The sequence below is a fragment of the Lagierella sp. ICN-221743 genome (assembly GCF_037890055.1).
Taxonomy (GTDB): Bacteria; Bacillota; Clostridia; order Tissierellales; family Peptoniphilaceae; genus Mediannikoviicoccus.
This window is the reverse complement of record NZ_JBBKBD010000008.1, coordinates 30,019-45,932: the sequence shown is the minus strand read 5'-3', so window position 1 is coordinate 45,932 and position 15,914 is coordinate 30,019. Positions and strand designations below refer to the sequence as shown.

Annotated in this window: 14 protein-coding genes; all 14 read left to right on the top strand. The window is 35.9% G+C overall.

All coding sequences use genetic code 11. The features are described from left to right. The first annotated feature begins 32 nt into the window (after nt 1-32). The 14 genes from WKS98_RS05250 (at nt 33) to sufU (ending at nt 15,857) form a co-directional block, all read left to right on the top strand. Nucleotides 33-866 carry a purine-nucleoside phosphorylase gene (locus WKS98_RS05250; protein ID WP_498917521.1) on the top strand — a complete coding sequence of 278 codons (834 nt, stop codon included), beginning with the start codon at nt 33-35 and terminating at the stop codon, nt 864-866. Continuing rightward, a complete protein-coding gene (locus WKS98_RS05245) occupies nt 866-1,801 on the top strand; it encodes an alcohol dehydrogenase catalytic domain-containing protein (protein WP_498917519.1) in 936 nt (311 codons plus the stop codon). Before WKS98_RS05250 ends, WKS98_RS05245 begins: the two co-directional genes overlap by 1 nt. After that, nucleotides 1,801-2,835, top strand: a complete 1,035-nt coding sequence (gene mtnA / locus WKS98_RS05240) for an S-methyl-5-thioribose-1-phosphate isomerase (RefSeq protein ID WP_498917517.1) — start codon at nt 1,801-1,803, stop codon at nt 2,833-2,835. Before WKS98_RS05245 ends, mtnA begins: the two co-directional genes overlap by 1 nt. Before the next feature lie 13 nt (nt 2,836-2,848). Then, nucleotides 2,849-4,000 carry a BMP family lipoprotein gene (locus WKS98_RS05235; protein WP_498917515.1) on the top strand — a complete coding sequence of 384 codons (1,152 nt, stop codon included), beginning with the start codon at nt 2,849-2,851 and terminating at the stop codon, nt 3,998-4,000. Nucleotides 4,001-4,049: 49 nt separating this feature from the next. Then, complete coding sequence (locus WKS98_RS05230) at nt 4,050-5,579, top strand: ABC transporter ATP-binding protein (RefSeq protein ID WP_498917514.1); 1,530 nt, start codon at nt 4,050-4,052, stop codon at nt 5,577-5,579. Continuing rightward, nucleotides 5,576-6,706 carry an ABC transporter permease gene (locus WKS98_RS05225; RefSeq protein ID WP_498917512.1) on the top strand — a complete coding sequence of 377 codons (1,131 nt, stop codon included), beginning with the start codon at nt 5,576-5,578 and terminating at the stop codon, nt 6,704-6,706. The genes WKS98_RS05230 and WKS98_RS05225 overlap by 4 nt, the downstream gene beginning before the upstream one ends. Then, nucleotides 6,699-7,661, top strand: a complete 963-nt coding sequence (locus tag WKS98_RS05220; protein ID WP_498917510.1) for an ABC transporter permease — start codon at nt 6,699-6,701, stop codon at nt 7,659-7,661. The genes WKS98_RS05225 and WKS98_RS05220 overlap by 8 nt, the downstream gene beginning before the upstream one ends. After that, entirely contained in the window at nt 7,661-8,935 is a 1,275-nt protein-coding gene (locus tag WKS98_RS05215; RefSeq protein WP_498917508.1) for an amidohydrolase, read from the top strand. The genes WKS98_RS05220 and WKS98_RS05215 overlap by 1 nt, the downstream gene beginning before the upstream one ends. A 592-nt stretch (nt 8,936-9,527) precedes the next feature. Continuing rightward, nucleotides 9,528-10,859, top strand: coding sequence for a bifunctional folylpolyglutamate synthase/dihydrofolate synthase (locus tag WKS98_RS05210; RefSeq protein ID WP_498917506.1), 1,332 nt, complete (start codon nt 9,528-9,530; stop codon nt 10,857-10,859). A gap of 112 nt (nt 10,860-10,971) precedes the next feature. Beyond that, entirely contained in the window at nt 10,972-11,718 is a 747-nt protein-coding gene (sufC, locus tag WKS98_RS05205; protein ID WP_498917504.1) for a Fe-S cluster assembly ATPase SufC, read from the top strand. Beyond that, complete coding sequence (gene sufB, locus WKS98_RS05200; protein ID WP_498917502.1) at nt 11,718-13,133, top strand: Fe-S cluster assembly protein SufB; 1,416 nt, start codon at nt 11,718-11,720, stop codon at nt 13,131-13,133. Before sufC ends, sufB begins: the two co-directional genes overlap by 1 nt. A 9-nt stretch (nt 13,134-13,142) precedes the next feature. Beyond that, nucleotides 13,143-14,201 (top strand): SufD family Fe-S cluster assembly protein, encoded by a 1,059-nt coding sequence (locus WKS98_RS05195; RefSeq protein WP_498917501.1) that lies wholly within the window; start codon nt 13,143-13,145, stop codon nt 14,199-14,201. Next, the gene (locus tag WKS98_RS05190; protein WP_498917499.1) at nt 14,201-15,424 is read left to right on the top strand and encodes a SufS family cysteine desulfurase; all 1,224 of its coding nucleotides are present in this window, start codon (nt 14,201-14,203) and stop codon (nt 15,422-15,424) included. The genes WKS98_RS05195 and WKS98_RS05190 overlap by 1 nt, the downstream gene beginning before the upstream one ends. Further along, the gene (gene sufU / locus WKS98_RS05185; protein ID WP_055078348.1) at nt 15,414-15,857 is read left to right on the top strand and encodes a Fe-S cluster assembly sulfur transfer protein SufU; all 444 of its coding nucleotides are present in this window, start codon (nt 15,414-15,416) and stop codon (nt 15,855-15,857) included. The genes WKS98_RS05190 and sufU overlap by 11 nt, the downstream gene beginning before the upstream one ends. Nucleotides 15,858-15,914 lie beyond the last annotated feature (57 nt).

Below are 15,914 nucleotides of genomic sequence, written 5' to 3'. Positions count from 1 at the left end.
TTATATAATGGAATAAAGGATGGAGGTAAAGCATGACAAAAGCATATGAAAGAGTACAAAATTGTTACGAAAGTTTAAAGGACAAAATTCCGTTTGAGCCAAAGCTTGCACTAATATTGGGCTCGGGACTTGGAGACTTTGCCAGTGACTTAGAAATAGAAGGAACTATTGACTACGCAGACATTGAAGACTTTCCAAAGTCAACAGTAGAAGGACATAAGGGAAGATTTGTGTTTGCCCATGTAAATGGACTTCCAACAGTTATTATGCAAGGAAGAGTTCACTATTATGAAGGCTACAAGATGGAGGATGTTGTTCTTCCCGTTAGACTTATGAAAGAGATGGGTGCAAAGGTTTTATTCCTAACCAATGCGGCGGGAGGCTGTAATGATGACTATGTTCCAGCTGACCTTATGATAATTAAAGATCATATTAGCTGTTTAGTTCCATCACCACTTATTGGAGAAAATGATGATAGATGGGGAACAAGATTTCCAGATATGTCCCATGTTTACGACCCTGAACTAATAGATGTGATTAGGGATGCTGCAAGGGAAGTTGGTCACGAAATGAAAGAGGGAGTTTATCTTCAAACTACCGGACCTAACTTTGAAACTCCAGCTGAGATAAAACTTGCAAAGGTTGTTGGTGCGGACGCAGTTGGTATGTCCACTACAGTTGAAGCCATGGTTGCAAATCACATGGGCATGAGAGTTTGTGGAATATCATTTATAAGTAACTTAGCTGCAGGCATGAGCGAAGACCCACTTACCCACGAAGAGGTAAATGAAAATGCAAAACTTGTGGCACCTAAATTCAAAGAAATTGTAAAAGTTACACTTGGAAAGATAAACGAGATACTATAATGAAAGCGCTATATTTTAATGGAAAGTCTTTAGAATATTTAGAAGACTATAAAAAGCCAGTAAGGGCAGAGGATGAAGCCCTTATAAAAATTTTATACGCTGGAATTTGTAACACAGACAGAGAGATAATGAAGGGCTATAGGCCAGACTTCAAAGGCGTACTAGGACATGAATTTGTCGGCGAAGTGGTGGAGTCAAATGATGAAAAACTTATAGGCAAAATTGTTGTAGGTGAAATAAACCAGGGCTGTGGCCACTGCAAGTACTGTCTAAGAGGTGAAGAGACCCACTGCGTTGACAGAAAGGTCCTTGGTATTAGCGGTCATGACGGAGTGTTTACACAGTTTATAACTTGGAAGAACGACTTGCTTCACGTTGTAGAAGACAATCTTGATCCAAAGAAGGCACTTTTCACAGAACCACTGGCGGCGGCTGTTGAAATATGTGAGAGGGAAGATATAAAACCAACATCAAGAGTACTTTTGGTGGGAGATGGAAGATTATCTTTTATGATTGGTCAGGTTATAGCACTAACTGGAGCGGACCTTACAGTGCTTGGTAAACACCAGGACAAATTAGATAACTTCAAAAGTTTTGCTAATGTTATAATGGATACAGATGACACGTTTGAAATAGTTATTGATGCAACGGGAAGTCCTTCAGGAATAGAAACTGCATTAAAGCTTGTTGAAAATAGAGGACGAATAATCGTAAAGTCCACTTACACTGAAAATGTAGAAATCGACCTTTCTGAAATTGTAGTTAGGGAGATAGGAATCAAAGGGTCTAGATGTGGTCCTTTTAACCCGGCACTAAACCTATTAAAAAAAGGATATGTGGAATTTCCCGATGTTGAATTTTTTGAATTGAAGGACTATGAAAAAGCTTTTTCATCTAAAAGCTTTAAAGTCGGATTTAAATTATGGGAGGATTAATGAAACCTAATAATATTTACTTGAATGATGAAGACAAACTTATTATTCTGGACCAAACAAAGCTTCCAGGAGAAGAGGTTTATATTGAATTAAATGATGTTGAAGATATTTATGATGCAATATTTCATTTGAAAGTCAGAGGGGCACCTGCCATTGGAATATGTGGCGGATATGCTATGTATATTTTATCCAAGGGCTATGACAAAGACTTAAATGCATTTAAAGAAAAGTTTTTCAAAGACTCTGAGTATTTAAATTCTTCAAGACCGACTGCTGTAAATCTTTCTTGGGCACTTAATAGGATGAACAAATTGGTTGAAGAGTATAAGGGCGATTCAGTCGATGAATTAAGAAAACTTTTAAGAGAAGAAGCTATAAAAATTCAAGATGAAGACATAGAAATGTGTAAGGCCATTTCAAAATATGGTCTATCACTTCTTAAAGATGGAATGGGACTGTTGACCCACTGTAATGCAGGACCAATGGCAACGTCGCTTTATGGAACGGCACTGGGACCTATGATACTTGGTAAGGAAGAGGGAATGAACTTCCATGTATTTGCAGATGAAACAAGGCCTCTACTACAAGGTGCAAGACTAACTGCATACGAGTTACAAAAGGCAGGCCTGGACACCACACTTATATGTGATAACATGGCAAGTATTGTCATGAAGTCAGGCAAGGTTCAAGCGGTTCTTGTAGGTTGTGACAGGATTGCTTCTAATGGCGACGTGGCAAATAAGATTGGAACCAGTGGAGTTGCAATTCTAGCAAAATACTACAACATTCCATTTTATGTACTAGGACCTACATCCACTCTTGATTTAAATTGCAAGACAGGAGAGGACATTGAAATCGAGCTTAGACCTGAAGAAGAAATCAGCACTAAGTGGTATGAAAAGGCGATGGCACCAAAGGGTGTTAAAGCATATAATCCAGCTTTTGATGTAACCGATCACAGCTTAATAACTGCAATCATTACTGAAAAAGGGATATGTAGACCTCCATATGAGGAGAGTCTAAAAAATTTATAGTAGGGGGATAAAGATGAAGAAAAGAAACATAGCGATTCTATCGCTACTACTTGTACTATCATTTTGCTTAACTGCATGTAAACCAGCTCCTGAAACAGGATCAACTGGCGCATCAAACGCTGCAGCAGCAAATGACGAAGGACTTAACATTGCAATTGTTTCAAGTCCATCAGGTGTTGATGACGGAAGTTTCAACGAAGATAACTACAATGGGGTTTTAGCATTTATTAAAAATCATCCAAATGCAAAGGTTACTCCAATCAAGGAACCAACAGGGGACCCTGCAGCGGGAGTTAAACAAGTTGCAGATATCGTTGCAGACTATGATGTAATAGTTTGCTGTGGTTTCCAATTTGCAGGAATCGGGGACATCGCAGAAGAAAACCCGGATACTAAGTTTATCTTAGTTGACTCTTATCCAACAGTTGGCGGAGAAGAAAAGGTTGTTGACAATGTATATGCAATGCAATTTGCTGAACAAGAATCAGGATTCTTTGCAGGTATCGCTGCAGCTCTTGAAACTACAACAGGAAAAGTTGCTGTAGTAAATGGTATTGCATTCCCATCAAATGTTAACTACCAATATGGTTTTGAAGCTGGTGTAAACTATGCTGTTAAAAACATGGGAGCAAAGGCAGAATTAGTTGAACTTCCATCTTACGCTGGTGAAGATGTTACAGGTAAAAACGTTGGTGGTAACTACGTAGGTAACTTCAATGACGAAGCTAAAGGTAAAGTTGTAGGAGAAGCTCTTATCAAAGAGGGAGTTGACGTTATGTTAGTTGCTGCTGGTGGATCAGGTAATGGTGTATTTACCGCTGCAAAAGAAGCCGAAAACGTTAAGGTTATAGGCTGTGACGTTGACCAATTTGACGATGGTAAGACAGGTTCAGGCAATGTAATACTTACTTCTGTATTAAAAGTTATGCATATGAACGTTGAAAAACAATTAAATGCAATAGCTGATGGAAGTTTCAAAGGTGAAAATGCACTTCTTCATGCAGATACTGACTCAACAGGATATGTAAAAGAAGAAGGAAGAAATCAACTATCTGAAGAAACTCTTAAGAAGTTAGAAGAAGTATATGGCGAAGTTAAAAATGGTAATATAGTACCTCCATCAAACTTCAGCGAAGAAACTCCTGAACAATTTAAAGGACTATAAAATTAAGGTTACCTTCGGGTAACCTCTACATATTAAAGAGGAGGGTACAATGGCGGAGTATATTGTAGAGATGCAAAATATTACCAAGAGATTTCCTGGGGTTGTTGCAAATGACAATGTTACTATAAAGGTAAAAAAGGGCGAGATATTTGCACTGCTTGGAGAAAATGGTGCGGGTAAGTCCACACTTATGAGTATGCTTTTTGGAATGTACGAACCGGATGAAGGTCGTATTTTAATAGATGGAAAAGAAGTTAGAATTACATCACCAAATGTTGCTACAGATTTAAACATTGGAATGGTTCATCAACATTTTAAACTAGTTCCAAACTACACTGTAGCAGAAAATATAATTATGGGAATTGAACCACAAAAGAAATTTTTGGGGTTATTTCCATATGTGAACATGGAAGAAGCTAATAAAAAGGTTGAAGAGTTTTCAACTAGATATGGACTTGAAGTGGACCCAAAGTCAGTTATAGAAGATCTTAATGTGTCCATACAACAAAGGGTTGAAATTTTAAAAATGCTCTACAGAGAGTCTGAAATCCTTATATTTGACGAGCCAACCGCTGTTTTAACTCCTCAAGAAATTGAATACCTTCTTGAAATTATTTTGAATTTAAAAGAAGCGGGCAAGACCATACTTCTTATTACACATAAATTAGATGAAATAAAAAAAGTTGCAGATAGATGTGCAATCCTTCGTAGAGGAAAGTTAATTGATGTTGTTGATACAAAAGACGTGACTAAAAAAGAACTTTCATCTATGATGGTTGGAAAAGACATTGAGCTTACCCTTGAAAAAGAAGAAGCAAATTTTGGAAAGAATGTTCTTGAAGTTGAGAATTTAAATGTTATTAATAAAGACAAGATTAAGGTTGTAAAGGACGTTAGCTTCAACATTAGAGAGGGCGAGATAATGGCAATAGCCGGCGTGTCAGGAAATGGACAGGTGGAACTTGCCGATGCAATTGCAGGCATGATGAAGGCTGACTCCGGCTCTATAAAACTTTTAGGAAAAGATATTACTGACTGGTCCATTAGAGAAAGAAATGATGGTGGAATATCATACATTCCTGAAGACAGACACTCAGTTGGACTTATAATGGACTTTAATCTTGAAGATAATATTTCTTCTAAAAATTATTATAAGGAAGGCTTTTCAAAATCAGGAGTTTTAAATTTCTCAAAGATAAAGTCATATGGTGACGAAATAATAGACAAATACGATATTAGATCGGGACAAAGGGGAGATACCATCGTTCGTTCCATGAGTGGTGGTAACCAACAAAAGGCCATAATCGGTCGTGAAATTGAACAGGACTCTCCACTTCAAATCTATGTACAACCTACCAGGGGCCTTGATATAGGTGCCGTAACAAATATTCACAGATATATTTTGGAAGAGAGAAAGAAGGGGAAAGCGATACTTCTTATCTCACTAGAACTTGAAGAGGTAATGAACCTTGCAGATACAATTGGTGTAATCTACAATGGTGAAATATTAAAAATCGAAGAAGCTTCGAAGCTTACAAGTACAGAAGTTGGAGCTGCCATGATGGGGGTGAGGGAATGAAAAATAAGAGTGAAAAGAATTTGATGAAAAGACAAAATATTTTAATCCCTATATTTTCCATTGCACTATCCCTTGTGGTTGCAGCAATAATTTTACTAATACTTGGCAAGAATCCTCTTTCTGCATTTTATAATCTACTACAAGGTGTGGGACTTGCACCAAAGGCGAGATACGCAGGTGGTAAGTCCATGGTCACAGACTTTGCGGACTTTTTAAACGCATTTACTCCAATGATATTTGCATCCCTTGCAGTAATGGTTGCCTTAAAGGGTGGACTTTTCAACATTGGTGTTTCTGGACAAATGCTTGTGGCGGGATTTATAACAACCGTGTTAATAGGCTATTCAGATTTAAATGCAGTAATTGCAAAGCCACTTGTTATAATAATTGGATTTATCATGGGAGCAATAGTCGGTGGGCTAATTGGATTTTTAAAATACAAATTCAATATTAATGAAGTAGTTTCATCCATAATGATAAACTACATTGCCCAGTATATAATTGCATTCTTTATAAACACGAAATACGTTGATCCTGTTAGTAGACAGTCTAAAAACATTTCGCAAAATGCAAGACTTACACTAATGAATATGCGCATTGGTGGATTTAAAATAAATATACCACTGGCAATAATCTTGGCTATTATTACAGTGATTGTAATTAAATTCATAATGGATAAAACCGTTATGGGCTTTGAAATAAAATCCGTTGGGGCAGGTAAAGAGGCTTCAAGGTACATGGGAATAGACGTTGGTAAAAAGACTTTAGAGACTATGTTTATATCCGGTGGCCTTGCAGGAATTGCCGGTGTAACCTACTTCCTTGGATACTATGGTTCAATAAGACCAAATGTACTTCCAGCTGTGGGATTTGATGCCATTGCAGTTTGTCTACTTGGTAACTCAAATCCTGTGGGAATTGTGTTTGCATCATTTATTATTAACTTGATTAGTGAAGGTGGAAACTACATGAGTTCACAAGCGGGAGTGGATAGAGAAATATCTGCAGTTATAACAGGACTTATTTTGTTATTTAGCGCCTGTGGAGCATTTTTCAAATATAAACTTAACAATAGAGAAAAAGCAGTAATTAAAGAAAGTGCAAACAAGGAGGAAGAAAATGCTTAATACGATAATAATTGACGGAATGTCCTTTGCACTTCCACTTTTAATAATGGCCATTGGAGGAATCTACTCTGAAAAATCTGGAATTACTAACTTGGCACTGGAAGGTCTACAAGGCTTTGGAGCATTTGGAGGAGCTTTGTTTGCAGTTATGGCAGTGAGCTTTTGGGGAATGGATGGAAAGTCTGTGTACTATCTATCCCTACTTTTGGCAATGGTTGTAGGGATGATCTACTCAATGCTTCACGCCCTTTTATGTATAAAGTTTAAAGCAGACCAAGTTATATCCGGTGTGGTTATAAATATTCTTGCACTGGCCCTAACAACATTTTTGACAAAGCAGATAAACAAAGTTGTGTTCAACAACCCTTCAGATAAATTTGTTCTAGATGTATCAGATAGAATTACAATTCCATATTTATCACAGGTACCAATAATCGGTGGATTTTTCTCAAAGATATATCCATTTGAAATTATCATCATAGTGATTGCCTTAATTGCATGGTATATACTTTACAAGACCAAGTACGGCCTTCACCTAAGAGCCTGTGGTGAAAATCCTAACTCTGCAGATGCGGCAGGAATTGACGTTGCAAAGACAAGATTTATTGCAGTAATGTTCTCAGGAGCCCTTTCAGGACTTGCGGGAATATGTTTTGCATATTCAATTTCTACAAACTTTTCATCAGCGCTTTTTGTTGGGTATGGATACTTGTCCATAGCAGCTTTAATATTTGGAAACTGGACTATTATACCTACACTTGGGGCATGTTTGCTATTTGGATTTGCAAAATCTGCAGGATTCCAATTTATACAATTATTAAAACTACCAAGTAGTTACTCTAACTTGATTATGGTACTACCATACCTATTGACATTACTTTTACTTGTATTCTTTAGTAAGAGCAATAGAGCACCTAGAGCACTTGGAGAAATTTACGATAAAGGAAAGAGATAATGAATATTAGATTTTACAATGGAAGAATTTTAACCATGGCAAATGGCTATGAAGTAGAAGAAAAAGAAGTTTGGGTACAGGGCAATAAAATTATTTACGTTGGTGAAAGAAAAGACATCGATATAAAATGGGATGAAGAGATTGACCTAAAGGGAAATCTTCTTATGCCAGGATTTAAAAATGCACACACCCACTCTGCAATGACATTTTTAAGATCTAATGCAGATGACTATCCACTACAAACTTGGCTTACTGAACATATTTTTCCGAGGGAAGCACAGCTTCAAGGGGACGATGTTTATTGGCTTTCAATTCTTGCCATTATGGAATATCTAACTTCAGGTATAACTGCAAACTTCGACATGTACTTCCCAGAGAATATGATAGTGAAAGCATCTGTAGATACTGGATTTAGAACCGTGCTATGTGGAGCGTTAAATAACTTCGTGTCTTCCATTGAAGATATGGAAAAGTCCTATATCGAATACAACGACGAAAAGTATAATGGATTAATTTCATATAAATTTGGTTTTCACGCAGAGTACACCTGCTCAAAGGAGCTACTAGAGGAAATTGGAAAACTTGCTGAAAAATATAAAGCACCAGTTTGGACGCATAACTCTGAGACCAAAAAAGAAGTTGAAGACTGTATTGAAAGATATGGCATAACACCTACAAAACTTTTCGATGAACTGGGCATATATAACTACGGTGGTGGCGGATACCACTGTGTATATTTAAACGATGAAGACATGGATATATTTAAAGACAAGGGGCTATATGTAATAACAAACCCTTCTTCAAATATAAAACTTGCATCGGGAATTGCTCCAATAGAAAAGTTCGAAGAAAAAGAAATTCCTGTTGGAGTTGGTACAGATGGGCCTGCAAGTAACAACGCCCTAGATATGTTTAGAGAGATGTTTTTAGTGTCAGGTCTAACAAAGGTGAGAAACTTCGATGCTTCACTAATAGACGGAAATGATGTTATAAAAATGGCAACAGTCAACTCAGCCCATGCCATGGGACTTTTTGACTGCGATGTTATTGCTGAGGGAAAGAAGGCTGACCTAATTGTAATTAACCTTGATAGGCCAAATATGAGACCTATAAATAACATTACAAAAAACATTGTATACAGCGGAAGCAAAGAAAATGTCAAGCTAACCATGGTAGACGGAAAAATTTTATATAGAGATGGCAAGTTCAACATAGGATTTAGCGAAGAGGAAATATATAAAAAGGCACAAAGAATTGCAGAGAGAATAAAATAAGTTTAAAAAGTTAAACAAAATTAAAAAAATGTAACAATTGTAAAAAAATTATTAAAAAATACCCGGGAAAATGTTTTAAAATATTTTACCGGGTATAATTAAAATAACAAGGAAGACATCATAGGCGAAATTGATGGTAGAGTTCAATAACATAAGTGGAGTCGACTTGTTAAAGAATTTTATTCGATTCTAGTAAAAATTAAAAGGTTGATTATAGAATTTTAGAATAAAGAAACCCTTGGATATTAAAAAATAAAGTTTAAGAAATTAATATCTATAAGACCAAGAGGTCAGTACAATTGAATAACAAATAAAAAATAATTAGGGATATCAGGGATATCTCATTGAAGATAACGTGAGTAAAGTTATCTGAGAGTTAAAAAAATAAAGACCATTATTAGACGAAAGGATTTGATAATAGGTGATAGAACCAAAAAGTTCGTCTAGAGTCGGAATAAAATTCTATTAAAAGGGATAAGTTAAAAAACAAAAAGAACTTATCCTTTTTTATTTGCAAAAATAAGTTGAAATTATTGAATTTGGGTATTATTTATATGTTATAATGAAGAATATGAGTAAGGCAGGATGAAGTATGGAAGATATTTTTAATTTTGTACCAAAAGAAGATTCAAATTGGGAAGAAATTTATTTTAATATAAAAGAGAACTGGCCGAGACCTGGAATGGATTTGTCCTTGGATAGAATTAAAAGTTACTTAGAATTTTTAAAAAATCCACAGGACGACTTAAAAGTAATTCACATTGCTGGGACAAACGGAAAGGGCTCTACGGGGACTTTTATAAAATCTATTTTAGAGGAGGAAAATCTAAATATAGGTTTTTTTTCAAGCCCTTCAATCATATCTGATACAGAATCCATAAAGACTTCAAGTGGTTATATAAGTTATAGAGAATATGCTGAAAGACTTTTAAATATTTTAAGGAATTGGAAGGATAAATTTGACGAGGAAAATTTTCTTTCTTTTTTTGAGGCTTCAACCATTGTAGCAATCGAACATTTTAATTCTATTAATGTTGACATAGCGCTTTTTGAAGTTGGTCTTGGAGGTCTTTTAGACAGCACCAATGTTTTTGACAGAAAACTTATTGACGTTATAACTCATATAGGACTTGATCACCTAGGTGTACTCGGTAAATCCATTGAAGAGATTGCTAAACAAAAGGCTGGAATCATTCAACAGGGTGATGAAGTACTGGCATACCCAATTCCATTAGAAGTTGTTCAAGTTATTGACGAGAAGGCTTCGAAGCTAAATGCAAAGGTGACTAAACCTGATTTTAGTAACATAAAAAATGTAAATATAAACAAAAATGGTTCAAGTTATTCATATGGTAACTTTGATAATATTTCCTTATCCATGGTGGGAGAAAATCAAATCTATAATTCTGTTATGGCAATTGAAACTATAAAGATTTTAAATGAAAAATTTGGGTATAGTATTAAAGGTGAATCTATTAAGCGTGGTCTTTTAAAGGCGTTTATTCCTGGACGACTCGAATGGATTAAATATAAAGACATGGATATTTTAATGGATGGTGCCCACAATGAAGATGGAATAAATGGATTTGTTTCCTTCATAGAAGAAAATATATCTGAAAAGTTCAATTTAGTTGTCGGCATATTAAAGGACAAGGAATATAAAAAGATATATTCCAAATTGGCAAAATTAAATTGTGATTTTTATTTGACAGAAGTTCCTTTTGAGGGAAGAAAACTTCCTGTGGCAAAGGCCGTTGAAACCTTAAAAGGTTTTGGAGTTTCAAATGTATATGGATTTAAAGAACCAGAGGAAGCGGTGGAAAGAGCCATAAAGGATAGTGAAGGTAAAGGACCTGTGGTTATAACGGGATCGCTTTATTTAATTTCAAAAATCAGAAATATTTTGACCAATCAAATAACTTAAATAACTCTCTACCTTTTTTATTTTTACAAGATGTAATATAATGGCATTTGAGAGTTTTATCACATAACTTTGATTAAGTAACCTACTAAAGTAGTAGGATAGGGAGGTTTATATGAAAGAGCTACTGAGAGTAGAAAATTTAAATGCTAGAGTAGAAGACAATCACATTCTTAAAGGAATTGATTTGACAATAAATGCGGGAGAAATACATGTTTTCATGGGGCCTAATGGTGCGGGTAAGACGACTTTTGCAAACTGCATTATGGGTAATCCTAAATACGAAATAACTGAAGGAGATATTTATTATAAAGGAAAGAGAATTAACGAACTTGAAGTAGATGAAAGAGCTAGGGAAGGTATCTTTATGTCGTTTCAAGCGCCTATTGAAGTTCCAGGAATTTCAGTTGAAAACTTTTTAAAGACTGCAAAGACTGAAATCACAGGAGAAAAGCAAAAGATATTAGCTTTTAACAAAGAACTTAAAAAGGAAATGGAAACGCTTGAAATAGATCCAAGCTATGCACAAAGATATTTAAATGTAGGATTTTCTGGTGGTGAAAGAAAGAAAAATGAAATTCTTCAACTAAAGATTTTAAATCCAACACTTGCTTTCTTAGACGAAACAGATTCAGGCCTTGACGTTGATGCAATTAGAATTGTTTCTCAAGGAATTAATGATTTCCACAACAAAGACAATGCAATTATTATAATCACTCACCAAATTAGACTATTAGAAAAGATTTCTCCAGACTTTGTTCATGTATTCGTAGATGGAGAACTTGTTAAGTCAGGGGATATGTCAATTGCCCACGACATAGACAAAAACGGATTCGATGCATACAAGAAGGACGTGATTTAATGTCTGAAACAAAAAGGGAAAGGACTCATATTGACGATTTCAATAGGGAGTTATTAGACAGGAAGAACGAATTTAATTATAGATATAAGACTAGAGCTGGGCTTAACGAAGAGATTATTCGTGAAATTTCTGCTCAAAAGAACGAACCGCAGTGGATGCTTGAGTTTAGATTAAAATCACTTGAAATCTATAACAAACTTGAAAACCCACCATGGGGTGCAGACATTTCCGATTTAAATGTAGACGATATTATAACCTATGTAAGACCTGATTCAGACTTAAGTTATTCTTGGGACGATGTGCCTGAAGATATTAAAAATACTTTTGATGAGCTAGGTCTAGTTGAAGCTGACCAAAAATCGCTGGCAGGTGTTGGAGCTCAATACGACTCTGAAGTTGTTTTTCATAGCATTCAAAAGAGCTTAACAGACCAAGGTGTTATCTATACAGATTTTGATACTGCAGTTAAAGAGTATCCAGAAATCGTAAAAGAATACTTTATGAAGCTTATACCACCAACTGATCACAAATACGTCGCCCTTCATGGAGCTGTTTGGTCAGGGGGTTCATTTGTGTACGTCCCTGAAGGGGTGCATGTGGATATTCCAATTCAATCCTACTTTAGGCAAAATGCTCCTGGAACAGGACAGTTTGAACATACGCTTATAATAGTTGAAAAAGGTGCATGGTGTCACTTTATTGAAGGTTGCTCTGCGCCTAAGTACAATGTAAATAACCTTCATGCAGGAGCTGTAGAGCTTCATGTTAAAGAAGGTGCATATTTAAGATATTCAACAATTGAAAACTGGTCAAAGAACATGTACAACCTAAACACTAAGAGAGCAGTTGTTGACAAAGACGGTACCATTGAATGGGTTAGTGGTTCATTTGGTTCCAGAGTATCCTATCTATATCCAATGAGTATATTGAGAGGAGAACGTGCTCATAGTGAATTTACTGGAGTTACATTTGCTTCAGGAAAGCAAGACCTAGACACAGGTACTAAGGTTGTTCATGCAGCGCCAAACACAACTTCAAATACAAATACTAAGTCCATTTCAAAGGGTGGTGGTAACGCCATATATAGAGGGCTTCTTCACATTGCAAAAAATGCACATGGATCAAAGGCCACTACAAACTGTGAGTCTCTAATGCTGGACAATGAATCCAGAGCTGATACCATTCCTGCAATTATAATTGAAAATGACGATGTGGATATAGGACATGAGGCAAAGATTGGTAGAATTCCTGACGAAACCATATTCTATTTAATGAGTAGGGGAATTTCTGAAGAGGAAGCTAATGCCATGGTTGTTAGAGGTTTCGTTGAACCAGTATCAAAGGCATTGCCTCTTGAATACTCTGTTGAAATGAACAATTTAATCAACCTTGAATTAAAGGGAACCATAGGTTAGGAGGGAAATATGACAATTTATAACGAACTTCCAGTCTTAACTTTTAGATGGACAAAGGCAAACTCTGTAACACTTGAAGACTTAAATAAAGATATAAAAGAATATAAATTAAATCCTATTAAAAAGGGAGAAGAATTTTTAAGCGATTCAATTGAAAATGAAATTAAAATTCCCCAAACCTTTGTAGGTGCAAGCAAAGAGTCTTTAAAGGAAGCTATGGAAGAGGCAAACTTTAATAAATATATCGTTGCAAAAGAAAATGAAGTTATAGATGTGTACTTGGATTTTGCAATGGACAAAGATAACAAAAATATTATTTCAGACCTTTCCATTTATGCGAAAGAGGGCAGCACAATTAACTTAACTCTTGATTTCAGAGGCGAAGAAGAAGACGGATATACAAATATACTAACAAGGGTTCATGGAGAACGTGACTCTAAAATAAATATTGTTAAGGTACAAAGACAAAAGACAAAGAGACATATTGAACATAGATATACAGAACTTTTAGAAGATGCATATTTGAATTATCTTATTGTAAACCTTGAAGGAGAAGAAACACTTTATCACTATGTTTCAGACCTAAAGGGAGACGAGTCCCATGCGGAAATTAACTGTATCTACATCGGCGAAGGAAATTCTTTAACAGACCTTTATAATGACATCAAATTCATTGGTAAGAACACAAATGGAAACTACCAAGTAAAAGGTGCGCTAAAGGATAATGCAAAGAAATACTTTAGAGGTACTTTAGACTTTGTTAAGGGATGTAAGGGCGCTGAAGGTGACGAAGCAGAAAATGTAATTCTTCTAAATGACAAAGTTAAATCATTTGCAATTCCAATACTTCTTGCAGGAGAAGATGACGTTGCAGGAAACCACGCCGCATCAGCAGGACAGGTTGACGAGACAATACTATTCTATATTATGAGTAGGGGCTTTACTGAAATGGAAGCGAAGAAGATGATTGTAGAAGGTTCATTCTCAAGCGTTATCGACAGAATTGAAGATGAAGAACTTAGAAGTTTTATTATCACCTCATTAGATGCAAAGTTGGAGATGATTTAATGAATAGATACAAAAAAGATTTTCCGATTTTAAATAGACAGGTTAAAGGAAGGCCCATTGTTTACTTTGACAATGCGGCAACTTCCCAAAGGCCACTTCAAGTTTTAAATGCAGTTGAAACATACAATAAAAAATACAACGGTAACCCTCATAGGGCAGCCCATGTGCTTTCAATTGATTCTACGAGAGAATATGAAGAATCAAAGGAAACGGTGGTAAAGTTTATTGGCGCAAAGTCAAGTGATGAAATTGTGTACACTAAAAATGGCTCAGAAGCACTAAACCTAGTTGCTAGGTCATATGGAGAAAAGTTCCTTAAAGAGGGAGACAAAATTGTTATAACAATTGCAGAACATCATTCAAATATCGTTCCATGGCAAAGGGTTTGTCAAAAGACTGGAGCGAAACTTGAATATATCTATATTGACAAAGAAACTGGAGAGTACTTGGAAGAGGACTTTAAAAAGATTGATAAAAATACAAAAGTTGTTGCATTCAATCATGTTTCAAATGTTCTTGGGACCATTGCACCAGTTGAAAAGTTGATGAAACTTGCAAAAGAAGTGGGAGCAGTTACAGTAATTGACGGAGCTCAAGCGGTACCACATATTCCAGTTGACGTTACAAAACTTGACTGTGACTTCTATACTTTTTCAGGTCACAAGATGCTTTCATCAATGGGAATTGGCGTTCTATACGCAAAATCAGAAATGCTTGATAAAATGGAACCATTTTTATCTGGTGGCGACATGATTGAGTATGTGGAAGAGCAAACAACCACATTTGCATCAGGAGCAACCAAGTTTGAAGCTGGAACTCAAAATGTTGAAGGAGCCGTTTCACTAAAGGCTGCCATAGATTATTTAAATAATGTGGGTTTTGATTATATAGAAGAACACAATGGTGAAATGATGGAGTACCTAGTTGAAGAGATGCAAAAAGTTCCACATATAAATATTGTTGGTACCAAGGACCCAAGTAAGAGACAAGGGGTTATTACATTTACAATTGACGATGTACATCCCCACGATGTTGCAACAATTTTAGATTCATATGGCATCGCCATAAGGTCAGGACATCACTGTGCTCAACCACTGGGAAAATATTTGGGAATACCTGCATCAAATAGAGTTAGTCCATATTTCTATAACGATTTGGAAGAGGCAAAATACTTTATAGAAAAACTTAAAACCGTAAGGGGGGTAATGGGATTTGGATCTTAACGAACTTTATTCACAAGTAATACTTGAACATAGCCAAGACAAGAGCAATAAGAGGGTGTTAGATCCCTACACCATGGAGGAGAGGGGACATAACCCAAGCTGTGGTGATGACATAACCCTTAGAGTCGACATAGAAGACGGTGTGGTAAAGGACATTGCTTACACTGGAATAGGTTGTGCCATAAGCCAAGCCTCCACTTCAATCATGTGTGACCAAATAAGAGGACTTAAAGTTGAAGAGGCCTATGAAAAGCTTGATCTTTTCCTTAAGATGATTAGAGGAGAAGAGACAGACGACGAAAAGTTAGAAGAAGAACTTGAAGAGGGCTATGTGTTTAAAAACATTTCGACAATGCCTGCAAGGGTAAAATGTGCAGTGCTTGCATGGCATACACTTAAAAATGCAATAGACGAACAAGGAGAGATATCCTAGAGGTATCTCTTTTTTAATTATTACAAAATCATTACAAAATTCCTAAGATTGATTTAA